This window comes from Ruegeria aquimaris, from assembly GCF_025751555.1.
Lineage (GTDB): Bacteria > Pseudomonadota > Alphaproteobacteria > Rhodobacterales > Rhodobacteraceae > Ruegeria_B > Ruegeria_B aquimaris.
Genome location: NZ_JAOWLB010000002.1, coordinates 184,361 through 207,598 on the forward strand (window position 1 = coordinate 184,361; position 23,238 = coordinate 207,598).

The following is a 23,238-nucleotide window of genomic DNA, read 5'->3' on the forward strand; positions in this document are numbered from 1 at the left end:
CGGCGGGCCGGTACCGCCGGAACGCCACCGCCTGACGATCAGATGGCGGGCGAAGCGTTTTTGCTGGGGCGCGCAGGGCGGGCGGGGTAATCTCCGGGCATGACCCTGACCCCACGTCTCGATATCCTGGGCGCCGCCCTTGCCGATACCAGCCGCGCGCGGATGCTGTGCGAGCTGATGGATGGCCGCGCCTATACCAACAAGGAGCTGGCCAGCGCCGCCGGTATCACGCCGCAGACCGCCACCGCGCATCTGCGGCGGCTGGAGGAGGCCGGGCTGATCCATGCCGCCCGCAGCGGCCGTTGCCTGTATCACCGGATCGCCGGGCCGGAGGTGGCCGAGGCGCTGGAAACCCTGTTGGTGCTGGCGCCCAGCGATCACCTCTACCGCGCGCAGCAGCGCAAGGGCGCGCGGCTGAAGATGCTGGAGGCGCGCAGCTGTTACGACCACCTGGCCGGGCGGCTGGGGGTGGGGATCGCGCAGGCGCTGCTGGCCTCGGGCGATCTGCTGCCGGACGGGGCGCAATACCGCGCGGTGGCTTCGGAACGCTGGGCGAAACTGGGCGTCAGCCTGAGCGGCCGGGCACCGCTGGCGCGGCCCTGCCTGGACTGGACCGAGCGGCTGCCGCATGTGGCGGGCCCGATCGGGCGCGAGATCCTGACCCACGGTCTGACCGCCGGATGGCTGCGGCGGATCCGGGGCGAGCGGGGTCTGGATGTGACCCCTGCCGGGGCGGCGGCGCTGCGCCAGATCCTCGGGCTGCGCTGGGAGGGCGGACAATGCTGCCCCGCCTGAGTTCGGACCGGTTCACCGCCGAGGCGGGGTACCGGGTGATGGTGCAGGTGCCCGCACCCGAGGCGGCCGCCCTGCGGGCGGCGATCCTGTCGGAGGACCCGTTGCAATGGGGCGATTACGATCAGGTCAGCCATGAGACCGGTGGCGTGCAGCGCTTTCGCTCCTTGCCCGGCGGGGTGAACGCGGCCACCGAGGCGGCGGTCGAGGTACCCTGTCTCGAGCTGAGCTTCTTCCTGCCCGACGGGGCCGCGCGGCTGGAACGGGTGATCCGCGCGATCTATCGCGCGCATCCCTATGAGGAGCCGGTGATCCAGGTGGTGGCGGCCCTGCGCACCCGCCATATCCGGGGGCTGGATGAGGACAATCCCAACCGGTTCTGGAACCGCGCCGATGCCGATTGGCTGCCCGATGCGCACCGGCGCGGCGTGCCCGGCACGCCTCAGCCCGGCACAGAGGATACGCGGGAGGCTTGATTTGCCCGCAAATTGCGGCAAGCTGTAAACATGAACATGCAGCCTCCCAGCCCGTATCCTGCGGGCCCGGCCCAGACTCAGGTCGCCTTTGACAGGCGCGAACTATCCGTCATCCTTGGCGTCTATGGCCGCATGGTGGCTGCCGGCGAGTGGCGCGACTACGGCATTTCCAACCTGACCGACGTGGCGGTTTTCTCGGTGTTCCGGCGCACCGCCGAACACCCGCTTTACCGCATCGAGAAACGCCCGCGCCTGCGGGGGCGACAGGGTATGTATGCGGTTGTGGGCATGGACGGGCGCATCCTGAAGCGCGGTCACGATCTGAAATCAGTGCTGCGCGTGCTGGAACGCAAGCTGATCCGGGTGGTGAACCCGGACTGACGCCGGAGCAAATCCTGCCCGGCCAGAGGACCGCCAACGGTTAACGGCGGCCGGGTGTTCGAGGGGGCAAGATGGAACGGCGCATCGCTGCAATCCTGGCCGCCGACATGGTCGGCTTCAGCCGCCTGATCGAGATGGACGAGGCGGGCACGCTGGCGCGGCAGAAACGGCATCGGCTGGAGCTGATCGACCCCACCATCCGCGACCACCACGGGCGCATCATCAAGCTGACCGGCGACGGGCTGATTGCCGAGTTCAACTCGGTCGTCGAGGCGATGCAGGCCGCGGTGCTGGTGCAGCGCGCCATGCCCGCGCGCGAGGTGGAGGTGCCCGAAGACCGGCGTATCCGCTATCGCATCGCGATCAATCTCGGCGACGTGGTTTTCGACGAGGGCGATATCTATGGCGACGGGGTGAACATCGCCGCGCGACTGGAGGCGCTGGCCGAACCGGGCGGCATCGTGGTCTCGGGCACCGCACATGACATGCTGAAATCGCAGGTCGAGGTCGGGTACCGGCCGCTGGGCGAGAAACGGCTGAAGAATATCTCGACCCCGGTGCGGGTGTTTCAGGTCACCGACGGCGCTCCGGGGTCGAGGAACCCGGCCGCGCGCGGCCGACCCGCGCGCCTGATACTGATCGCATTGATCGCGACGCTCGCGCTTGCCGCCCTGGGCTGGCTCTGGACGCGGCCGGATTTCACTCCGGTCGATCCGGCGGAGATGGCGCTGGAACTGCCGAAAAAACCGTCCATCGCGGTGTTGCCCTTTGAAACGCACGGCGCAGCGGGATCGCAGGACTGGGTGGCCGAAGCGATCACCGAAAGCGTGATTTCAACCCTGTCGTTTTCCCCCGACATGCTGGTGATCGCGCATTCGACGATGAAAGGGTACAAGAACCGGCAGGTGAGCGCGACTGACGTCGCCCGCGAGCTGGGGGTGCGCTATATCCTGAGTGGCAGCGTGCTGCGCTCTGGCGAGACGCTGCGGGTGACCACCGAACTGGCCGACGCGATCAAGGGCCAGCAGATCTGGTCGATCCGCGAAGACAGCAGCATGGACGACCTGCTCGCCTTGCAGGACGGGATATCCCGGCGCGTGTTCGAGGAGCTTTCGGTATCGTTGACGGTGGGAGAAGGCACCCGAACATGGCTCGAAAGGTCGGGCAGTTTCGAGAATTATGTGGCCCTGGTCCAGGGACGCGCCGAGTTTCAGAAGTTCAGTCCCGAAGGCCATGCCAATGCCGAACGCCTTTGGGGCGCGCTCTATCGCAAGGAGCCGAACAACGCGTCGACCAACTACCTGATGGGCTGGCTATTCTGGCACAAGGTCACGCTCGGCCTGTCCGGCGACCCGGCGGCGGACTGGCAAAAGGCGATGGACTTCGCTACGCGCGCTTTGGAGATTGAGGAAAACGGCGAGTTCTACACGTTGGCGGCAGTCCTCACGCAGGGGTCAGGCCAGCATGACGAGGCCATCGCGCTCGCCGACAAGGCCATCGCCCTGGCGCCGGGCAGCGCGGATGCGAACGCCTTGGGCGGGTTGGTCAAGGCGACTTCGGGTCAGGCGCACGCGGGGCTGGAATTGATGGAACGGGGCATGCGGCTGGAACCCGACTACGCCGAGTGGCTGCCTGCATCCGTCACCTATGCCCGTCTGGAGCTGGGCCTCTACGACGAGGCCCGGAAGCTGGCGCGTGAGGTTCTGGCATCCGACATCAAGGATGTGCGGGCCAAGCCCCAGGCACAATCCGTTCTGGTGGTTGCCGCTGTTTTCGAGGGCAAGATGGAAGAGGCGCGCAAGGAGGCCCGAAAGCTGCTCGAGATCTTTCCTAAGGCCAGTGCGGCCTATGGGCGGCAAATGCGCTCGACCCACCGAAACAAGGCGTTCCTCGAAAAATACCTTGATGCGCTGGTTCAGGCCGGGATACCTGAGAGCTGACCGACGGGATCAAAGCTGATTGACGTTCCGCCTGCGGCAAACGTCGGTCGCCTCCGGCGGGAGTATTTGCGACCAGAAAGAAGCCCGAATTGCTGCTGCTTCTTTCTGGTCAAAAATACTCCTGCACGACCTTGCCACCGGGTGCGACCTCAGGAATTTTCCTTCAGCAGGCGCTGTTTCTGGCGGTTCCAGTCGCGTTTGGCCTCGGTTTCGCGCTTGTCGTGGATCTTCTTGCCCTTGGCGATGCCGAGCTTCATCTTGGCGATGCCCTTGTGATTGAAATAGAGCACCAGCGGCACCAGCGTCATGCCCTTGCGCTGGGTCGCGTTCCAGAAATCGGCCAGTTGCTTGCGCGAGACCAGCAGCTTGCGGCGGCGGCGTTCCTCGTGCCGGAACATCTTGGCCTGCTCATAGGGTGGGATATAGGAGTTGACCAGCCAAAGCTCGCCGTTTTCCACGGCGGCGTAGCTGTCGGCAATATTGGTGCCGCTGCCGCGCAGCGCCTTGACCTCTGACCCTTCAAGCACGATGCCGCATTCGACGTCGTCCTCGATCGCGTAATCGAAGCGCGCGCGCCGGTTCTCGGCAATCACCTTGTAGTTCGGGTCTATCTTCTGCTTGGCCATGGGGGGCAGATTTAGGCGCGTTCAGGCGCCCTTGCAAGCGGGGTGGCGCGGTTTCGAGTTGCCAGCCGCCCAGCGCCGCTGCACAAACGGGGCAAACGGACCGGGATGAGGCAAGGCGGATGCGCGTATTGATCCTGCAACATGCGGAGTTTGAACATGCCGGACGGTTCCGGGCGCTGTTTGCGCGCGAGGGGATCGATACGCGAGCCGTGCTGATGCCCGAGGCGGAGCACCTGCCGCCGCTCGATACATTCGACGCGCTCTGGGTGCTGGGCGGGGTGATGCAGGTCTGGGAGACCGACAAATATCCCTGGCTGCTGGACGAGCTGGACCTGATCCGCCGTGCGGTTGAAGCGGGCAAGCCCTATTTCGGGATCTGTTTCGGCCACCAGTTGCTGGCCGCCGCTCTGGGTGGTGAGGTTGGGCTATCGGAGGTGGCGGAGTTCGGGGTGATCCCGGTGCGCCGGTCGGGGCCGCAGGCAGGGTTGCTGGAGGGGCTGCCCGAGGCATTTCCCGTGTTCAGCTGGCATTCAGCAGAGGTCAAGGCGCTGCCGCCGGGCTATGCGCCGCTGGCCGAGACCGGCGATTGCGGCAACCAGCACATGACCGGCGCGGGCGCGGTGGGCTCGGTGCAGTTCCATCCCGAGATCGACACCGCGACGATGCGCGACTGGTTCGCCAGCCCCGGCGTGATCGAAGACCTGAAGCCGAAGCTGGGCCCCGACCCGGAGCGGGTGATGATCGAGATGCTGGAGCGGCACGAGGCCGAGCTGTCACTTCTGGCCGAGACGCTGTTTGCCAATTGGCTGGCGCGCGCGCGCGCCAGCCTTGGCTGAGGTTACACCTCCCAGACCGGGACGCCCTCGCTGAGGGTTATGGCGGCGCGGGCCTGGTCCAGCTCCTCTGGCGGGATCGCTTCCAGATCGCGGTCCATGATCACGATATCGGCGAGGTATCCGGTGGTCAGCTTGCCGGTGCGATCCTCGGCGAACCCCGCATAGGCGCCGCCCCAGGTGTAGCCGTGCAGCGCTTCATGCAGGGTGCTGGCATGGGCGGGGTCGCCCTCCCGCCAGGGCTGGCGCAGTACCGCCGCCTTGACCCCGCGCATCGGGTTCAGGTCCGACACCGGCCAGTCCGAGGCAAAGGCGATGGGCACGCCCTCGGCCCGCAGGTAGGAGACCGGGAAGGCCCAGGGCCAGCGCGCTTCGCCCACCTTGGTGGTCCAGGGGTCGAGCGGGAAATCCATCGCGCCGGGCGGGTGCGGCGGCTGCATCGAGGCGACCACGCCCAGTTCGCGGAAGCGCGGCAGGTCGTCGGGGTGCAGCACCTCGATATGTTCGATCCGGTGGCGCGAATCGCGCGGGCCGTTGGCGCGGCGCGCGGCCTCGTAGCCGTCGAGCACCCGGCGCACGGCGCCATCGCCGATGGCATGGACCGAGATTTGCAGGCCGCGCCGGTCTGCGTCGATGGCAGCCTCGGTGAAGCGTTCGGCCGAATGCAGCGGCTCGCCGCGCCAGCCGGGGCGGTCGGCGTAATCCTCGATCATGACGGCGGTGGAGCTGTCGACCACCCCGTCCATGAACATCTTGACCCGCCGCGCGCTGAGCCGGTCGGTGGCGAATTCGGCGGCCAGTTCCGATGCATCAGCCAGCGACGAGATCGGTTTCGATGGCGTCAGGTGGAACGGGATCTCGGTGCGGCAGATCAGGTCGCCCGCCTGTTCGATCTCGCGCAGCAGATCGAGCTGGTAACGGTTGCCGTCCATGTTGTGCAGGCTGGTGAAGCCGTAGGAGGCGCAGAGTTTCAGCCCGTCGCGCATCACCGCCAGGTCGGCGGCGCGCTGTGCGGGGGTGGGCGGCGTTTCGGGTTCGACGCCCAGCAGGCCCAGGCTTTCGCGCCCGCCCGAGGAGCGCAGCGCCATCACCGGGTCAAAAGCCGCGTGTTCGCGCAGCTCGCCCGAGGCGGTGCCGTCGGGGGCCATCACCACCTCGTTGCCAGGCGGAGTGTCGCGGCCATGCATCAGACCGGCGGCGGTCAGCGCGGCGGTATTGGCCCAGGCGGTGTGGTGATCGCCCGCAAACAGGATCAGCGGCCGGTCGGCCAGCGCCTGGTCAAGCAGTTGGCGGGTGGTGGTGACACCCTCGCCGAACAGGTTGTAATCGGCGGCCTTGCAGATCAGCAGCGCCTCTTGCGGGTTTGCCCTGGCATACGGCTGCACCTTGTCGCGCAGCGCGGCCAGGCCGCGTACGCCGTCGAGTTGCAAGAAACGCTGGCCAAAGGCCCCGGCAAAGAGGTGCAGATGCGCCTCGACCAGGCCGGGCAGCACCGTGCCGCCCTGCGCGTCGATCCGGCGCGCGCCGGGGGCGGCCAGTGCGGCGATATCGGCGTTCGCGCCGACCGCCAGAATGCGCCCACCCGAGACGGCAAGCGCCTCGGCGCGGGGATTGGCCGGATCCATCGTCAGGACCCGGCCGTTCAGGATCACCAGATCGGCGTTGCTCATCGAGCTTCCTTTGTGCGTTTGAGAGGAGAGGTGGCGGCGAAGCCGTCGTCGAACACGAGCGCGACCAGCGCGGTTATGGCCTGCATGACCTCGGCCCGATGGGCGTCGAATGTCATCGCGTCATTCTTGATGTAAGAGAAATAGCGCATGGTCCAGGTGTCGTAGAACAGCCGCGACAGCACATCCGGGTCAGGCGCTGTGCCATTGCGCAGCACCATGTCGTAATCGCACATGAACGTGCCGATCAGCTTGCGGAGTTCCTGATCGGAATTGGTGAACTCGCGTTCGAATTCGGACTGCGGGCGCCGGATATTGGCCGCCTCGGCATAGCGCCAGACCCGTTTTCCGGCGATCTGCATGGTCTTGGCCGTCAGGTCGACGAGAAAGGCGCCCAGAACCTCGGCAAAGGGCCGGCCGGTTTCGCGTGGCAGGTTCATGTGGTTGGTCCGCTCGCGCTCGGCCCCTTCGAAGATCAGCGCGCTGAGGATGTTTTCCTTGGAGCCGAAGTAATTAGACACCGTTGGCGGCGACACCCCGGTCTCCTGCGCGATGTCGGCCAGGGTGGTGGCATCGAACCCGTTGATTGCGAACAGGTGCCCGGCGGCATCCAGAATCTCCTGCCTGCGGCGGGCCTTTTTCCGGCCGCGCAGACCGGTTTCAGAGCTTTCGCCCGGGTCGACCTGATCACTATTTGGGCGCTCGAATGCCAAGCCGATTTTCCACGCAAAAAAGTTTTTCCAGTAAAATTTTTTTATTGACTAAAATATTTTTGTCAATAGCACTTTACTGCAAGAACGTGTTCCGCCCGCAGCAACCCAAAGGCCATTCATGATCGAAATCGACAAGGTGACGAAGACTTTTGGCGCGGGCGATGCCGCGTTTACCGCGTTGCGCGATGTCAGTGTCACGATCCGGGAAAACGAGTTCTTTACGCTGCTGGGGCCGTCGGGCTGCGGCAAGACCACATTGCTGCGCCTGATTGCGGGGTTCGAGCCGCCGACCATCGGCGCCATCCGGCTGAGCGGGCGCGACATCACCCGGCTGCCGCCGAACCAGCGGCCAGTGAACACGGTGTTCCAGAACTATGCCCTGTTCCCGCATATGAGCGTGGCGGGCAACATCGCCTTTGGGCTGGAGATGCTGGGCAAGCCCAAGGACGAGATCGCAAAGACGGTCGACGAGATGTTGCGGCTGGTGCGGATGGAAGAGCTGAAGCATCGCAAGACCTCGGAAATCTCGGGCGGGCAGCAGCAGCGGGTAGCGCTGGCACGGGCGCTGGCGCCGCACCCCGAGGTGCTGTTGCTGGACGAGCCGCTGAGCGCGCTGGACCTGAAGCTGCGCAAGGAGATGCAGATCGAGCTGAAACGGTTGCAGAGCGAGACCGGGATCACCTTTGTCTTTGTCACCCATGACCAGGAAGAGGCGCTAACCATGTCGGACCGGATCGCGGTAATGAGCGGCGGGCGGATCCTGCAAATCGGGAACCCGCGCGAGATCTACGAGCGGCCCTCGGAACGGTTCGTGGCGAACTTCATCGGCGAATCGAACTTTTTGAACGGGCAGTTGTCGGCCGGGTCGGTGACGCTGGAGGCGGGCGGGACATTCACAGTCGAGCCGCCGCAGGGCGTGGCCGATGGCAAGGTCAGCGTGCTGATCCGGCCCGAACATGTGACCCTGGCAGGAACCGGCACCAAAGGTGCCGCGCTGACCGCCACGGTGGAGAACGTGGTGTACTCGGGCGAGGCGACGGTGGCGCATCTGAAGCTGACGACCGGCGAGGCGATCAAGGCGCGGGCCTCGAACCAACCCGGCGCGGGCGGCGCGCTGGAGATCGGCGCGCAGGTGGGCCTGTCGGTGGCGCCGGGCGCGGTCACGGTGCTGGTGGACTAGGCGCATGAGCGAACAGGCCACATATCGTCCCGGAGAGCTGGAGGCCGAAGCCCAGGCCGCCGACAACCGCAACCGCTGGATACTGGCGCTGCCGGCTGTCGTCATCATCACGCTGGCGGCGGCGGGGCCGCTATTGGTGATGGTGGTCTATTCCTTTCTGACGCCGGGCGATTACGGCAATGTCGTGTGGAAATTCTCGCTGGAAGGCTGGATGAACACGCTGGTGCAGCGGGATATCTTTGACGACACGCTGATCTGGGCCGATGCGCATCTGTCGATCTTCTGGCGGTCGTTCTCGCTGTCGCTGATCACCACGGTGCTGACGCTGATCTTTGGTGTGCCGACGGCCTGGTTCATCGCCACAAGGCCGCCCGGCAAGCGCGAATTCTGGCTGTTCCTGATCACCGTGCCATTCTGGACCAACCTGTTGGTGCGGACCATCGCCATTCAGGAGCTGTTGCGGTCGGAAGGGGTGATCAACCTGATCCTGCTGAAGCTGGGGATCATCGACGCGCCGATCCAGATGATGTTCACCAATTTCGCCATCGGTTTCGGCATGACCTATGTCTATCTGCCGCTGATGGTGCTGCCGGTCTATGCGGCGGTGGACAAGCTGGATTTCCGCCTCGTCGAGGCGGCGCATGATCTCTATGCCGGGCGCTGGACCGCGTTCCGCCGGGTGATCCTGCCGCTGATCAAGCCGGGGATCATCGCGGGCTCGATCCTGGTCTTCATCCCCTCTCTGGGCGCCTATGTGACACCCCGGGTGCTGGGCGGCGGCAAGAACCTGATGTTCGGCAACCTGATCGAGTTGCAGTTCGGCCAGGGCCGCAACTGGCCGCTGGGGGCTGCGCTGTCGCTGATGCTGATGGCGGCGGTGATGATTGCGCTGATGTGGTATGTCCGGGTGACTTCAAGGGAGCAATCCGATGGCTGACGCGCGCCCGCAAAAACCGCAAAAGGGCTATTCGGTCCGCACCCTGCCCGGCTTCGCTGTCGTGGCGATCTTTACCCTGATCACGCTTTACGCGCCGATCGCCATCCTGGTCACGTTTTCGTTCAACGCGGGCACCTCGATGGCGATCTGGGAGGGGTTCAGCCTGCGCTGGTACCAGCAGGCCGCCGCCAACGAGGCGGTACAGGATGCCGCCGTGCGGTCGCTGTTCCTGGCGCTGGTCGCGGCTTCGGTGGCGACGGTGGCCGCCACCATGGCGGCGCTGGCCACCACCCGGACGCGCCATTTCCCGGGCAAGACGATGATCTATGCGCTGATCAACCAGCCGCTGATGGTGCCCGAGATCGTCACCGCCGTGGCGCTGTTGATCGTGTTCGCGGCGATCAAGGTCTGGACCGGGCATACCAGCATGATCTACCTGATCGTCGCCCATACCGCGTTCTGCGTGCCCTTTGCCTATCTGCCGATCCGCGCCCGGCTGGAGACCATGGACACCTCGCTGGAGACCGCCGCGCAGGATCTCTATGCCTCGCGCTGGCTGACCTTTCGCCGGGTGACCCTGCCGTTGATGTGGCCTGGGATCGTGGCCGGGCTGATGCTGGCCTTTGTCATCTCTCTGGATGACGTGGTGATCACAGAGTTCGTGAAATCCGCTGGACAGGAAACCTTGCCCACCTTCATGCTGGGACAGCTACGCCGGGTGGTTACGCCCGAGGTCAACGCGATCTCGACCGTGATCCTGCTGGCGGGCGCGATCCTGGTATCGCTGTTCTTCCGCCTGACCTCGAAACGGGGTTAGGCGCCTCTCAACCGGCCGCCAGAGCCGGAACCAAACTCAACGGACCAACAAGGAGAGAACATCCATGAGACACGTACTTGCCGCGGCATCCGCGCTGGCCCTGATGGCCGGGGGCGCCTATGCCAAGGAACTGAACATCTACAACTGGGGCAACTACACCAACCCCAAGCTGATCGAGAAATTCGAGGCCGAGACCGGCATCAAGGTGACGATCACCGATTACGACAGCAACGACACCGCGCTGGCCAAGGTCAAGGCGGGCGGCCACGGGTTCGACGTCGTGGTGCCGACCCATACCTATGTGCCGATCTGGATTTCCGAGGGGCTGTTGGCCGAAACCCGCCCCGACCAGATGGAAAACTTCAAGAACATGGACGCCAAGTGGGTCGATGTGGATTGGGACCCCGGCCGGCATTACACTGTGCCGTGGCAGTGGGGCACCACCGGCGTGGTGGTGAACACCAAGTACTACAGCGGCGACATCAACACCTCTGCCATCTTCCTGGATCCGCCTGAGGAACTGCGCGGCAAGATCAACGTGGTGCCCGAGATGGGCGACGTGATGGTCATGGCGATCATGTATGCCGGCGGCGAGCCCTGCACCGACGACAAGGAAGTGTTGAAGAAGGTTCACGAGACATTGCTCAACGCCAAGCAGCACTGGCTGGGCATGGATTACGGCAACCTTGAGAAATTCGCCAAGGAAGACCTGTGGGCGGGCGTGAACTGGAACGGCTCGACCTTCCGGATGCGGTTGCAGAACGAGGCGATCGCCTATGGCTATCCCAAGGAAGGCTATCCGCTGTGGATGGATTCGGTCGCGGTGCTGAAAGATGCCAAGAACATGGACGAGGCCAAGGCCTTCCAGAACTTTGTCATGGCGCCGGAAAACGCCGCGCTGATCTCGGAATTCGCGCGCTATGCCAACGGCATCGCGGGGTCCGAGGCGTTCATGCCCGAGGACATGAAAACCGCCCCCGAGATCGTGATCCCCGAAGAGCTGAAATCCGCAGGCAAGTTCAACGGCACCTGCGCGCCGGAGACACAGGCGCTTTATACCCGGATCTGGACCGACCTTCAGAAGTAAGGTTGTGAGACAGGAAAGGGCCCGGTTGCGGGCCCTTTCGCAAAAGGCTCGGGCCTTTGGAGAGACCAATGACATCCTATCGCAACGCCGACCTGCGGGCACCGATCCTGCGGGGCAAGGCGCCGCTTGGCTGGCGACTGCCGCCCCATGACTGGGACCGGACACCCTGGAACCGCTGGAGCTTCCAGAACATCCGCATGTGCGTGCCGACCGAAGAGATCCCGCGCGGGCCTGCGGCGCTGACCTGGGAAGAGGCGCCGCAGGACCTGTCGCGCATCGCCTTCACCGGCTGCGACGGCAAGCCGATGACGCTGGCGGATCTGCTGGCGGATTATGCCGACGGGTTCCTGGTGGCGCATCGGGGCCGCATCCTGCACGAGAGCTATCACAACGGGATGACGCGCGGCACGCGCCACCTGCTGATGTCGGTGTCGAAATCCATCGCGTCGACAACAGCGGGCATCCTGATCGACCGGGGCCTGCTGGATCCCGCTGCGCCGATGACGGAATACCTGCCCGAACTGGCGGCGACGGGCTGGAAGGGCGCGACGCTGCAACAGGTGCTGGACATGACCACCGGCGTCCGGTTCGTCGAGGATTACGAGGACCCCGATTGCGATGTCGCGCGGCTGGAATATGCCTCGGGGTGGAAGCCGATGCCGCCGGGCGCGGACCCTGCCCAATGCCCCGAGACCACCTGGGCACAGATCCTGTCGCTGACCGATTGCGAGGCCCCGCATGGGGCGCGGTTCAGCTATCGCTCGATCGAGACCGATCTCTTGGGCGTGCTGATCGCACGGGTGAGCGGGCAATCCTTTGCCCGGACGGTGTCCGAGGTGCTGTGGGCGCCGATGGGGGCCGAGGCGGAGGCCTATGTCACCGTCGACCGCGAAGGCACCCCGCTCGCCGATGGCGGCATCTGCGCCAGCCTGCGCGATTGCGCCCGGTTCGGCCAGACCATGCTGGACGGCGGCCGCGCCGGTGGGCGGCAGGTGATCCCAGGCGCCTGGGTCGAGGATGTGCGCGGCGGCGACCATGGAAGGTTCGACGACCAGAGCCGCGAGTTCATGCCCAACGGACGCTATCGCAACATGTTCTGGATTCGCGACGTGGCCCGGCCCGTTCATATCAGTCTGGGGATCTATGGGCAGTTCATCTATGTCGATCCCGAGCGCGAGCTGGTGGTCGCCTGCCTGTCAAGCTGGCCCGAGTCGATCTCGGACATGCGTCATTCCAACACCATCCGGGCCATCGACGCGATTGCCGCCGCACTCAGCTGAAAGGGAAAGACATGTCGGACCTGATCTATCTCACCGCGACCGAGGCCCTGGCCCGGTTCGCCGACAAGAGCCTGTCGCCGGTCGAATTGCTGTCGGCGCAGATCGCCCGGGCCGAGGCCACGGCAGAGACCGTCAACGCCTTTACCCATACCCATTTCGACGAGGCGATGGACCTCGCCCGTGCCGCCGAGGCGCGCTGGACCAAGGGCGCGCCGAATGGCCCGCTGGACGGGCTGGCGGTGGCGATCAAGGACGAGAGCATGATCGCGGGCAAGCCCACATCGAGCGGCTCGCTGATCATGCAGGATTTTGTGGCCGACCATACCTCGCCCATGAACCAGCCGATTCTGGCCTCGGGCGCCATCGTGCATGCGCGCACGGCGACGCCCGAATTTTCCTGCGCCGGGTTCACCTGGTCGCGGCTGTGGGGGGTGACGCGCAATCCGTGGAACCCCGAGTTCACCCCCGGCGGGTCGTCGGGCGGATCGGCGGCAGCGCTGGCGGCGGGCACGACGACGCTGGCCACCGGGTCGGATATCGGTGGGTCGATCCGCATCCCGGCCTCTTGCTGCGGGCTGGTGGGGTACAAGCCGCCCTATGGGCGCAACCCCGACGACATCCCCTTCAACCTGGATTTCTATTGCCATACCGGGCCGCTGGCGCGCTCGGTGTCGGATGCGATCCTGCTTCAGAACCTGATGAGCGGGCCGAACCCGCTGGATATCTCGACCCTCAAGCCCAAGCTGGTGCTACCCGACAGCTATCCCGACATTCGCGGCTGGAAGATCGCGCTGTCGATGGATCTGGGCAGTTTCACCGTGTCCGAGGACGTGCGGCGCAACACGCAAGCGGCGGCGCAGGTGTTCCGCGACCTGGGCGCGACGGTGGAGGAGGTCGAGATCGGCTGGGGCGCGGAAGTGCCCGAAGCCTGCTGGGCCTATCTGACCCATATCTTTGGCGGCGCCCTGTCCGAAGAGCTGGAGAGCCATGGCGACCTGATGACGACCTATTGCCGGGCCTTCGCGGAAAGCTCGCTGAGTTCCACCGCCCGCGATTTCGTGCGATCACTGCAAGTGGCGGGCGAAAGCTACAAGAAGCTGGGGCCGCTGCTGGAGCGATACAATTGCCTGATCTGTCCGACCAACGCTTTGCCCGCCGTGCGCGCCGATTTCGACCCCTCGGCCGAGGGGCTGGAGATCGAAGGGGTATCGGTGCGGCCCGAGCTGGGCTGGGTGATGACGACGCCCTTCAACATGATGAGCCGCTGCCCGGTGATCTCGGTGCCGTCGGGATTTGCCGGAAACGGGGTGCCGACCGGAATCCAGATCGTCGGGCCGACCTATAGCGACGAGGTGGTGTTTCAGGCGGCGATGGCATTCGAGGCGGCACAGGGCGGCTGGTTCGCGGATACGGCGGGCAGGCCGAAACTGACCTAAGCGGGAACTGCCCCGGAAATGTGAGTTTCGTATTCCCCGGCCATGGCTTATGGTGCCGCATCCGGACAGCCAAGGCGAAAGACCGCATGTCGAAATTCGATGGATATTTCCTGCGCCAGTTGCTGGTGCTCTGCGGGTTTTTCGCCTTTGTCCTGGTCGGCGTGTTCTGGATCAGCAAGGCGGTCAGCCTGTTCGACAAGCTGATCAGCAGCGGCCAGACTGCCATGGTGGCGCTGGAGTTCACCGCGCTGTCGCTGCCCTCGCTCATCCGCACGGTGATGCCGATGGCGGCCTTTGCCGCCACCGTCTATGTCACCAACCGCCTGAACCGGGAAAGCGAGCTGACGGTGATGCTGGCCACCGGAACCAGCCCGATGCGGCTGGCACGTCCGGTGGTTCTGTTCGGGCTGGTCTGCGCGGTGATGCTGGGCACGATCACGCTTTACCTGCGCCCCGCCTCGCTGCAACGGCTGGAGGCGCGGCAGGCCGAGGTGGCGGGCGACATGACAGCGCAACTGCTGAATGACGGGCAGTTCATGCATCCGGTCAAGGGTGTCACCGTCTATATCGGCAATATCGGCCGCGACGGCACACTGAGCGATGTCTACCTGTCGGACCGGCGGCGGCCGGAACAGGTGGTGACCTATACCAGTTCCAAGGCCTTTCTGGCACGCAGCGGCGAACAGGTGGCGCTGGTGATGGTCGAAGGCACGGCCTTGCGGATGGACACCAAGACCAAGCTGCTGTCGACCACGGTGTTCAGCGATTTCACCTATGACATCTCGGCGCTGGCCCGGCGCGACGAGGTCCGGGCGCGGGACATTCGCGGTATTCCGACGCTGGAACTGAACCGGGCGCGGCTGGGCGGGTCCGGGGCCGATACCTATTCCCATGGCGATATCGTGGAGGAGTTGCACGAGCGGCTGTCCTGGCTGGCCATCAGCGTGGCGGTGGCGATGGTCGGGTTTTCGACGCTGATGCTGGGCACGTTCTCGCGCTTTGGCCTGTGGCCGCAATTGCTGGGTGCCTTTGCGCTGCTGGTTGCTATCGAAGGGCTGCGCGGTGTCGCATCGGCCACGGTGACCGAGAACCCGGACCTGTGGTGGCTGCAACATATGCCGGCGCTTAGCGGTATCGCGGTGTCGGTGCTGTTTCTCAGGATCGCGGGGCGACCGATCCGGCCGAGGCGCAGGGCGCCCGAGCTGGCCTGAGGCGCCGGGTCAGAGGGTCAGCCCGGTCTTGCGGCCCTCGTGAATGGCGGCGGCGGCCAGCCGCGGGGCGGCGGCATCGCCGATGCTGGTGGCCTTTATCCCCCTCTCCCGCAGATCCTGCGCCAGACCGGTCTCGGGGGTGTTGGCGGTGGCCAGAACCAGGCTGTCGGCGGCGATGGTTTGGCTCTCGCCGGTCAGCAGCGACAGGATCGCGGCGCCTGCGTCGCTCCACCCTGTCAGGGCGCTTTCGGTGACAAAGCGCACGCCCAGCCCCGCCAGCGTGGCACGGGCCGGGAAATCGGTAGCCGAGCGCGCCAGTTCCCGCCCGATCATCGGGTCGGGGGTGACGATGGTGACCTTGTGGCCCTTTTCCGCCAGATGCCAGGCGGTGCCGATACCGCGCCAGTTGCCTGCCTCGTCCAGCAGCACGATGTCGTTCCCCAGCCGGGCGGCGCGGGTCATCACGTCCTGGATGGACCAGACCTGTCCGCGTTCGATCCCCGGCAGGCGGGCCACATGCGGCAGCGCCTTCTGGAACCCCGTTTCCGGCGGGGCGGAGCCCGTGGCCAGTATAACATGGTCGGCACCGATGGCGGCGACGTCCTGGGCATCCAGATAGGTGTTGTAGCGGATCTCGACCTGAAGCTGGCGCAGCTGGCGTTCGTACCAGCCGATCAGATCGGTGATCTGGGCCCGGCGCGGTTGCAACCCGGCGAGCCGGAATTGCCCGCCCAGTTCCGGTCCGGCCTCGGCCAGGATCACCCGGTGCCCGCGTTCGGCAGCCACCCGGGCGCATTCCAGCCCGGCAGGGCCGCCGCCTACCACCAGCACCGTTTGGGGGGTCTGCGCGGGCGTGAACCGGTCACCGCCCCAGAGGTATTCGTGCCCGGCCGAGGGGTTCACCAGGCAGGAGATATAGTAATCGCGCCCGCGCCGTCCCCAGCATTGCTGGTTGCAACTGAGGCAGCCTCGAATATCGTCGGGCGCGCCGCGTTCGGCCTTGGCCACGAGATGCGGGTCGGCGATCTGACCACGCACGATCGACACCAGATCGGCCCGCCCGGCGCCCAACACGGTGTTGGCGTTGTCGGGGGTACGGATATTGGCCTCGGCGGTGACCAGCGCGGTCAGGTTGGCCTGTTTCAGCCGCTCGGCCAGATCGGCGCCGAGGTTTTCGGCATACTGGAAGCTGGGCAGGAGCTTGTAGAAGTCGAAATAGCTGCCCGAACCGACGGTGACATAATCCATCAGCCCTTGGGCGTCGTGCAGCACCACGATCTCGACCATCTCGTCATGGCTGAGGCAGACGGGCTTGTCGGAATCGTCGTTGACCGACAGGCCGATGATGAATTCGGGGCCGCAGGCGGCGCGGATGCGCGCCATGATTTCGCGCGAAAGCCGGGTGCGGTTTTCCAGGGAGCCGCCCCATTGGTCGCTGCGCTGGTTGGAAAACGGCGTCCAGAACTGATCGAGAAGGCAGTGATAGGCGGCCCAGACCTCGACCCCATCGAACCCCGCCTTCTGGCAGCGGATCGCGGCATCGACAAAACCCTGAATGGTTTCCTCGATCTCGTCTTTGGTCATGGCGTGGCTGCCATCGTTGTCGTGATAGCTGGGCCCGCCCGAGGGCGACCAGTTGGCGTGCCAGGAATTGTCCCAGTCGCCATGCGCGCCGACATGATAGAGCTGCTGGATCATCACCGTGCCATGCGCCTTGCAGGCCTGGGTGATGCGGGCGAAATGCGGGATCACGTCATCGCTGGAATGACGGAAATTGCCGCGCGTCAGCACGGCGGCGGCATGGACCGGCATCGGCTCGACCACGATCATCGCGGCGCCCCCCATGGCGCGTTCCTCGTAATAGGCCAGATGCTGGTCGCCCGGCAGGCCGTCATGGGCCATGTTGGTGGTATGGGCGCCGAACACGATGCGGTTTTTCAGCTGTTTGTGCCGCAGCTGGACCGGGGTGAAGATGTGCTTGAAACTCATGCGTCTTTCTCCAGCCTATCAAGCCCCGCACGCAGGCTGCCGCCCATGCCCGAGCCCTCCATATGCAGGCGCAGGCGTTGGTTATAGCCGCCCGGCGTATTGAGCGCCTCGATCAGGCTGGCGCAGTCGGTACCCGCAACGCTGGAGGCCACGAGCGCGCGCAGAAACGCCTCTCCCTGCGCGGGGTCCGAGACGCGGGAGGACAGCCAGCCCGCCGCATCGCTGACCATCCGGGCCACCGGCGACAGCACCGCCTGGGCGCAGAGATAGGCCGCCATCTCGGCGGCGTCCTTCAGCGCAAAGACCTGGTTGCGCGCCCCAAACAATGCGCGGACCAGATCGGTATCGCCATGCATCATGATGGGCGAGCCGCCCTGTGCGATACCCGGAAAAGGCATCATGATCGCGGCGGCGCGGGCGGGGGCGACCATCTGCGCCACCTCCTCCAGCGTGGCGCCCGCCATCAGTGTGATCACCTGCTGATCGGTGCGAAAGGTCAGCGCATCAAGGATCGCGGCGCTTTTCTCCGCCATCAGCCCGAGGATGACGATATCGCTTTCCTCGACAACCGCCTGATTGGAGGCGACCCGGACATTGGGGTAAGCGGCGGCCAAGGCCTGCGCATTGGCCGCGCTGCGGTCGGATACGGTGATCGCATGCCCGTCGCCCGCGATGCCGTGCACGACGGCGGTTGCGATGGTTCCGGTTCCGATCACCCCGATGCGCATGTCAGATATCCTTCATCAGCCTTAGCGCGTCATAGATCGCGGCATGGGTGTTGCGGGCGCTGACCGCGTCACCGATGCGAAAGAGCTGGAACGCACCGTCGGGATTGGTTTCGATCCTCTGCGGATGCCCGTCGATCAGCGACTGATAGTCGACCTCGCCGCCATTGCGCGACAGCGGGCGCAATTCGAAATAGAGGTCGGCTATCGGCATGGTGCCATAGTTCACCACCACCTGGTCATAGGTCTGGTCCTTGCTGAAGCTGCTGTAATCGGTACCGATTTTCGCCTTCAGCCGGTTCCCGTCGCGGGTCACGTCCAGCAGGCGGCGGGTGACGGTAAAGGTCACATCCTTGTCCTGAAGCGCGCGCATATAGGGGACCAGATTCATGCCCATGATATCGGGGGCAAAGCTGCGATCGGGGGTCATCACCTCGACCTTTGCGCCCGCATTGGCGGCAATCTCGGCCGCCATCACGCCCGGGTGGTCGCCGCTTTCGTCATAGATCAGCACCTCGCGCCCCGGTTTCACATCGCCCGAGATCACGTCCCAGGTGCTGACCAGCAGGTCGTTCTCGCGCCCGGATTCAAAGAGCTTGGTGTTGGGCAGGCCACCGGTGGCGACGATCACCACATCGGGGTTCAGCGCGGTCACATCCGCCGCCTCGGCCCAGGTGTTGAAGTGAAACTCGACATCGCGGGCGGCGCATTGCGCCATGCGCCAGTCAACGATGCCGATCATCTCGCGGCGGCGCGGGTTCTGCACGGTCAGGCGGATCTGGCCGCCGGGGTCGGGCTGGGCCTCGAACACGGTCACATGGTGGCCGCGCTCGGCGGCGACACGCGCGGCTTCCAGCCCTGCCGGACCGGCGCCCACGATCACGACCCGCTTGCGGGTCTCCGCCGCCGGGATCTGATGCGGCATGGTCAGTTCGCGCCCGGTGGCGGGGTTGTGAATGCACAGCGCCTCGCCCGCCTGATAGATCCGGTCCAGGCAATAAGTGGCGCCGACACAGGGGCGGATATCGTGTTCGCGACCCTCGACGATCTTTTGCACCAGATAAGGGTCGGCCATATGGGCACGGGTCATGCCCACCATGTCGAGCTGCCCGGTGACAATGGCATGGCGCGCGGTGGCGACATCGGGGATTTTAGAGGCATGGAAGGTGGGCATGCCGACCTCGGCCCGGACCCGCCCGGCGAAATCGAGATGCGGCGCGGCCTTCATCCCCTGCACCGGGATCATGTCGGTCATCGCGGGGTCGGTGTGGATCCGGCCCCGGTTGATGTTGAGATAGTCGAGCTGCCCGGTCGCCTTGAACATATGGGCGATCTGCATGCCCATCTCTTCGGTGATGCCGCCCGTCTGCGCCTCGTCGGGGGCAAAGCGGGTGCCGACGATGAAATCCTCGCCGACCCGCTTGCGCACCGCGTCGATGATATCGAGCGTCAGTTGCATCCGGGTTTGCAACGTCGCCTTGCCATAAGGGCCATCGAGCTCGTTGCTGAGCGGCGACATGAACTGATCCAGCAGGTGGCCGTGGGTCATGATCTCGACCCCGTCCAACCCCGCCAGTTTCATCTTTTCGGCAGCATCGGCGAAGTCGCCGATGATGCGGGAAATGTCCCACTCCTCGGCCAGTTTCGGAAACCGGCGGTGCGCCGGTTCCCGGTCGGATGTCGAGCTGACCGAAGGCAGCCAGGCGCCCTTGTCCCAGCCGGTGCGGCGGCCCAGATGCGTGAGCTGGATCATCACCGCGCAGCCGTGGTCGTGGCATTCGTCGGCCAGTTTCTTCATCCAGCCCACCACCTCGTCACGCCAGACCAGGATGTTGTTGAACACCGGCGGGCTGTCACGACTGACCGAGGCGGACCCGGCGGTCATGGTCATTGCCACGCCCGCCTTGGCGCGTTCAACGTGATAGGCGCGATAGCGGTCCTTTGGCAGGCCGTCCTCGGGATAGGCCGGTTCATGACTGGTGGTCATGATCCGGTTTTTCAGGGTCAGGTGTTTCAGCTGATAGGGTTGCAGCAGCGGGTCGCGGGACATGGGCTTTCCTCAGTACCAGGCATCGGGCATGGAGGCTTTCTTGCGGTCGATGAACTCGCGCAGCGCCTCGTCGGTCGCGTCGTCCATCGCCGGTGCCTCGTAGGTGTTCAGGATGTCCTTCCACCGCTTGTTGGCACGGGTGGCATAATCGGCGCTGCCCTGTTCGAACCAGGTCTCGTGGGTCTGATCGTCGTTCAGCCCGCTGTCCCAATAGGCGGTTTCATAATGGCGCAGGGTGTGGTCGGTGCCGAACATATGCTCGCCCGGGCCGTTCTGCGCCAGCGCATCGAAACCGAGAGTATCCTCGTTCACCTCGATCCCGGCCAGATAGGAATGCAGCGCGCCGCACATGTCGGTATCCATCACGAATTTCTCGTAGGACATGCTGAGCAGACCATCGACAAAACCGGCCGAATGCAGGATGTAGTTCGCGCCGCCCTGCACCGCCGACATCATCGACATCATCGCCTGCTGCATGGCCTGCCCGTCGGGCGCCTTGGAGGTCGAAAAATTGCCGGCGCAGCGCAGCGGCATGTTCAGACGGCGCGCCAGTTGGCCCATAACCAGCGAACCCAGCGCCGGTTCCGGCGTGCCAAAGGTGGGGCTGCCTGAGCGCAGGCTCATCGACGACAGGAACCCGGCCAGAATGGTCGGCGCGCCGGGGCGGGTCAGCTGGGCGATGGCGCAGGAGGCCATGGATTCGGCCAGACACTGCGCCACAGCCCCCGCCATGGTCAGCGGCGACACGGCGCCCCCCAAGAGAAACGGCAGGTGGATCGAGCCCTGCCCCGCCGCCGCATAGGTCCGGATGCCCGAGGCGGTGACGCCGTCGATCACCAGCGGCGAGGTGGTGTTGAAATTGCCCATGATCACGCAGTTTTGGTCGACGAAATCCGCGCCGAACAGGATCCGGCACATCTCGATACTGTCGGCGGCGCGTTCGGGCGCGGTGATCGAACCCAGAAAGGCGCGGTCGGAATAGCGCATGTGGGAATAGACCATGTCGAGATGCCGCTTGTTCACCGGGATATCCGTCGGCTCGCAGATGGTGCCGCCGGAATGGTGCAGCCAGGGCGAGGACTGGCCCAGCTTGATCAGGTTCTGGAAGTCCTGGATGGTGCCGTAGCGGCGGCCATTGTCCATGTCCATCACGAAGGGCGAGCCATAGGCAGGCGCGAACACCATCGCATCGCCACCGATATCGACATTGTTGGCCGGGTTGCGCGCATGCTGGGTAAAGCGCGCGGGCGCGGTTTTCAGGATCTCGCGCAACATGCCCGGCTCGAACCGGACGTTCCAGGTGTTGGCCCGGACATCGGAGACCTGCGCGCCCGCCTTCTTGTAGAGCTTCATGCTCTCTTCGTCGTCGCGCAGCTCGATCCCGATTTCGGCCAGGATACGGTCGGCGGTGGCCTCAATCTTCTCCAGCGCCTCCTCGCCCAACAGATCGTAGGCAGGGATCTTGCGGGTGATATAGGGCACCCGCAGGTGCAGGTTCTGTCCCGGCTCGGCCGAACGGGTGGATTTGTCGGAGCTGCGGCGCGCGCGCCGCGACCTGGCGGGAGTCTGATCGGTCATGGGTGGAACCTGCGATAAACGGCGAAACTGATCTATCTGTGCGAGACTCGACACTTGTGTCAAGTAACTTGTGCAGTGGTGTCGATACTGTTAGGTCTTTCACCATGACGATCGCGCCCAAACCCTCCAGCACCGAAGCCGCCTGGCTGGCCGCCGCCTATGACCTGTTGACCGAAAGCGGGGTCGAGGCGGTCAAGATCATGCCGCTGGCGCAGAAACTGGGCGTCGCGCGCACCGGATTCTATTGGCATTTCAAGGATCGCGAGGCCCTGCTGGAGGCGATGGTGCGCCGTTGGGAGGAAAAGAACACCGGCAATCTGGTGGCCCGGACCGAGGCCTTTGCCGAGAGCATCGTCGAGGCGATGTTCAACCTGTTCGATTGCTGGCTGGACGACGCATTGTTCGATGCCCGGCTGGACCTGGCGATTCGCAACTGGGCGCGCAACGATGCTGGGCTTCAGGCGCGGCTCGACCGGGCCGATCTGGCGCGGCAGAACGCGGTCGCCGCGATGTTCCTGCGGTTCGGCTATTCCACGCAGCAGGCCAATGTGCGGGCGATGACGGTGATGTACACCCAGGTCGGCTATATCTCGATGCGGATCGAGGAAAACCCCGAGACCCGGCTGGCCAATATGCCCGACTATGTCGAGGTGTTCACCGGGGTCACCCCGTCAGAGACGGATATCGACCGGTTCATGTCGCGGCACCCGGAATCCGGTCCGCGCTAACCGGTTGTAAACGGACCTGCCGATAACGTCCGGGGAGAGGAAGAATCCCGGACAGGCAGAATGCCCAGAGACCGTACCTTGAATGCCCTTCTTGCGCCCGTGCTGCGGCAGGCGGCCTTGTGCCTGCTTGCCCTGCCCGCCCCTGCGGCGGCAACGGTCGATCCCGGCATTTCGGGCCTGTGCGACATGGCCGCCCGGCGCGCGGCGCGCGCCCATGACGTGCCGCTCGACGTGATGCGCGCGATCACCCGGGTCGAAACCGGGCGCAACAGCGGCGGCGCGCTGGAACCCTGGCCCTGGACCGTCAACATGGAGGGTGTCGGTCACTGGTTCCCCTCGCAGACCGCCGCGCAGACATATGTATTTGAGCGGTTCAAATCGGGCGCGCGCAGTTTCGACGTGGGCTGTTTCCAGATCAACTACCGCTGGCACAGCCAGGCCTTCCGCTCGATCGACGAGATGTTCGACCCCGAGATCAACGCCGATTACGCCGCCCGCTTCCTCAAGGATCTGTATGGCGAGCTGGGGTCATGGAACGCGGCGGCGGGCGCGTTTCATTCGCGCACCCCGTCGCTGGCCGATGCCTATGCCGCCCGGTTCGAGAAAACACGGATCCGGATGGACGATGCCAGCCCCGAACCGCAGCCCGGGCCGCTGACGGCAGCGCGGGCGCAGCCGCTGATCGCCCTTGGCGGCCCGGCGTCACCCGGCGCAACGCGCCTGGGGTCGCTGGTTGCCACCGGCCAGGCTGGCCGTGCCTTTATCCCGTTCAACTAGGATCGCCGCCTTGCC

The 23,238-nt window shown here is 65.2% G+C and carries 21 protein-coding genes; 14 read left to right on the plus strand and 7 right to left on the minus strand.

Annotated elements, in window-relative coordinates; translation table 11 throughout:
• The first annotated feature begins 99 nt into the window (after positions 1-99).
• The 4 genes from OE747_RS03745 (at position 100) to OE747_RS03760 (ending at position 3,589) form a co-directional block, all read left to right on the plus strand.
• Positions 100-795 (plus strand): ArsR/SmtB family transcription factor, encoded by a 696-nt coding sequence (locus OE747_RS03745; RefSeq protein WP_263827264.1) that lies wholly within the window; start codon positions 100-102, stop codon positions 793-795.
• A complete protein-coding gene (locus OE747_RS03750) occupies positions 780-1,268 on the plus strand; it encodes a hypothetical protein (protein WP_263827265.1) in 489 nt (162 codons plus the stop codon). The genes OE747_RS03745 and OE747_RS03750 overlap by 16 nt, the downstream gene beginning before the upstream one ends.
• Positions 1,269-1,298: 30 nt before the next feature.
• Entirely contained in the window at positions 1,299-1,649 is a 351-nt protein-coding gene (locus OE747_RS03755) for a DUF2794 domain-containing protein (RefSeq protein ID WP_164130813.1), read from the plus strand.
• Between the two features lie 71 nt (positions 1,650-1,720).
• Positions 1,721-3,589, plus strand: coding sequence for an adenylate/guanylate cyclase domain-containing protein (locus OE747_RS03760; protein ID WP_263827266.1), 1,869 nt, complete (start codon positions 1,721-1,723; stop codon positions 3,587-3,589).
• A 149-nt stretch (positions 3,590-3,738) separates the two neighbouring features.
• Here OE747_RS03760 and smpB read toward each other — a convergent pair whose 3' ends face one another.
• The gene (smpB, locus tag OE747_RS03765) at positions 3,739-4,215 is read right to left on the minus strand and encodes an SsrA-binding protein SmpB (protein WP_263827267.1); all 477 of its coding nucleotides are present in this window, start codon (positions 4,213-4,215) and stop codon (positions 3,739-3,741) included.
• A 119-nt stretch (positions 4,216-4,334) separates the two neighbouring features.
• Between smpB and OE747_RS03770 the strand changes: the two genes are divergently transcribed.
• Positions 4,335-5,051 (plus strand): type 1 glutamine amidotransferase, encoded by a 717-nt coding sequence (locus OE747_RS03770; RefSeq protein WP_263827268.1) that lies wholly within the window; start codon positions 4,335-4,337, stop codon positions 5,049-5,051.
• A 2-nt stretch (positions 5,052-5,053) separates the two neighbouring features.
• Here the strand turns inward: OE747_RS03770 and OE747_RS03775 are convergent, their stop codons facing one another.
• Both OE747_RS03775 and OE747_RS03780 read right to left on the minus strand, forming a co-directional pair.
• Positions 5,054-6,718 carry an amidohydrolase gene (locus OE747_RS03775; RefSeq protein ID WP_263827269.1) on the minus strand — a complete coding sequence of 555 codons (1,665 nt, stop codon included), beginning with the start codon at positions 6,716-6,718 and terminating at the stop codon, positions 5,054-5,056.
• Positions 6,715-7,428 (minus strand): TetR/AcrR family transcriptional regulator, encoded by a 714-nt coding sequence (locus tag OE747_RS03780; RefSeq protein ID WP_263827270.1) that lies wholly within the window; start codon positions 7,426-7,428, stop codon positions 6,715-6,717. Before OE747_RS03780 ends, OE747_RS03775 begins: the two co-directional genes overlap by 4 nt.
• Before the next feature lie 118 nt (positions 7,429-7,546).
• Between OE747_RS03780 and OE747_RS03785 the strand changes: the two genes are divergently transcribed.
• The 7 genes from OE747_RS03785 (at position 7,547) to OE747_RS03815 (ending at position 15,376) form a co-directional block, all read left to right on the plus strand.
• A complete protein-coding gene (locus OE747_RS03785; protein WP_263827271.1) occupies positions 7,547-8,608 on the plus strand; it encodes an ABC transporter ATP-binding protein in 1,062 nt (353 codons plus the stop codon).
• 4 nt (positions 8,609-8,612) lie between these two features.
• On the plus strand, positions 8,613-9,545 hold the full coding sequence (locus OE747_RS03790) for an ABC transporter permease (RefSeq protein WP_263827272.1): 933 nt from the start codon (positions 8,613-8,615) through the stop codon (positions 9,543-9,545).
• Positions 9,538-10,362 carry an ABC transporter permease gene (locus tag OE747_RS03795; protein WP_263827273.1) on the plus strand — a complete coding sequence of 275 codons (825 nt, stop codon included), beginning with the start codon at positions 9,538-9,540 and terminating at the stop codon, positions 10,360-10,362. The genes OE747_RS03790 and OE747_RS03795 overlap by 8 nt, the downstream gene beginning before the upstream one ends.
• 64 nt (positions 10,363-10,426) lie before the next feature.
• A complete protein-coding gene (locus OE747_RS03800) occupies positions 10,427-11,449 on the plus strand; it encodes an ABC transporter substrate-binding protein (RefSeq protein WP_263827274.1) in 1,023 nt (340 codons plus the stop codon).
• A 68-nt stretch (positions 11,450-11,517) separates the two neighbouring features.
• On the plus strand, positions 11,518-12,729 hold the full coding sequence (locus OE747_RS03805; RefSeq protein ID WP_263827275.1) for a serine hydrolase domain-containing protein: 1,212 nt from the start codon (positions 11,518-11,520) through the stop codon (positions 12,727-12,729).
• An 11-nt stretch (positions 12,730-12,740) separates the two neighbouring features.
• On the plus strand, positions 12,741-14,165 hold the full coding sequence (locus OE747_RS03810) for an amidase (RefSeq protein ID WP_263827276.1): 1,425 nt from the start codon (positions 12,741-12,743) through the stop codon (positions 14,163-14,165).
• A gap of 86 nt (positions 14,166-14,251) precedes the next feature.
• A complete protein-coding gene (locus OE747_RS03815; RefSeq protein WP_263827277.1) occupies positions 14,252-15,376 on the plus strand; it encodes an LptF/LptG family permease in 1,125 nt (374 codons plus the stop codon).
• 9 nt (positions 15,377-15,385) lie between these two features.
• Here OE747_RS03815 and OE747_RS03820 read toward each other — a convergent pair whose 3' ends face one another.
• From OE747_RS03820 to OE747_RS03835, 4 genes are read right to left on the minus strand one after another with little or no spacing between them, the layout of a single operon-like run.
• Positions 15,386-17,365 (minus strand): oxidoreductase, encoded by a 1,980-nt coding sequence (locus OE747_RS03820; protein WP_263827278.1) that lies wholly within the window; start codon positions 17,363-17,365, stop codon positions 15,386-15,388.
• A complete protein-coding gene (locus tag OE747_RS03825; protein WP_263827279.1) occupies positions 17,362-18,093 on the minus strand; it encodes an NAD(P)-binding domain-containing protein in 732 nt (243 codons plus the stop codon). The genes OE747_RS03820 and OE747_RS03825 overlap by 4 nt, the downstream gene beginning before the upstream one ends.
• A gap of 1 nt (position 18,094) precedes the next feature.
• Positions 18,095-20,140, minus strand: a complete 2,046-nt coding sequence (locus OE747_RS03830; RefSeq protein ID WP_263827280.1) for an NADH:flavin oxidoreductase — start codon at positions 20,138-20,140, stop codon at positions 18,095-18,097.
• A gap of 9 nt (positions 20,141-20,149) precedes the next feature.
• Positions 20,150-21,718, minus strand: a complete 1,569-nt coding sequence (locus OE747_RS03835; protein ID WP_263827281.1) for a trimethylamine methyltransferase family protein — start codon at positions 21,716-21,718, stop codon at positions 20,150-20,152.
• Between the two features lie 104 nt (positions 21,719-21,822).
• On the opposite strand from OE747_RS03835, the gene OE747_RS03840 reads away from it, so the two are divergent.
• Positions 21,823-22,446: a TetR/AcrR family transcriptional regulator gene (locus OE747_RS03840; RefSeq protein WP_263827282.1), complete on the plus strand. Its 624-nt coding sequence runs from the start codon at positions 21,823-21,825 to the stop codon at positions 22,444-22,446.
• Between the two features lie 60 nt (positions 22,447-22,506).
• The gene (locus OE747_RS03845) at positions 22,507-23,223 is read left to right on the plus strand and encodes a transglycosylase SLT domain-containing protein (protein ID WP_318527292.1); all 717 of its coding nucleotides are present in this window, start codon (positions 22,507-22,509) and stop codon (positions 23,221-23,223) included.
• The last annotated feature ends 15 nt before the right edge of the window (positions 23,224-23,238 follow it).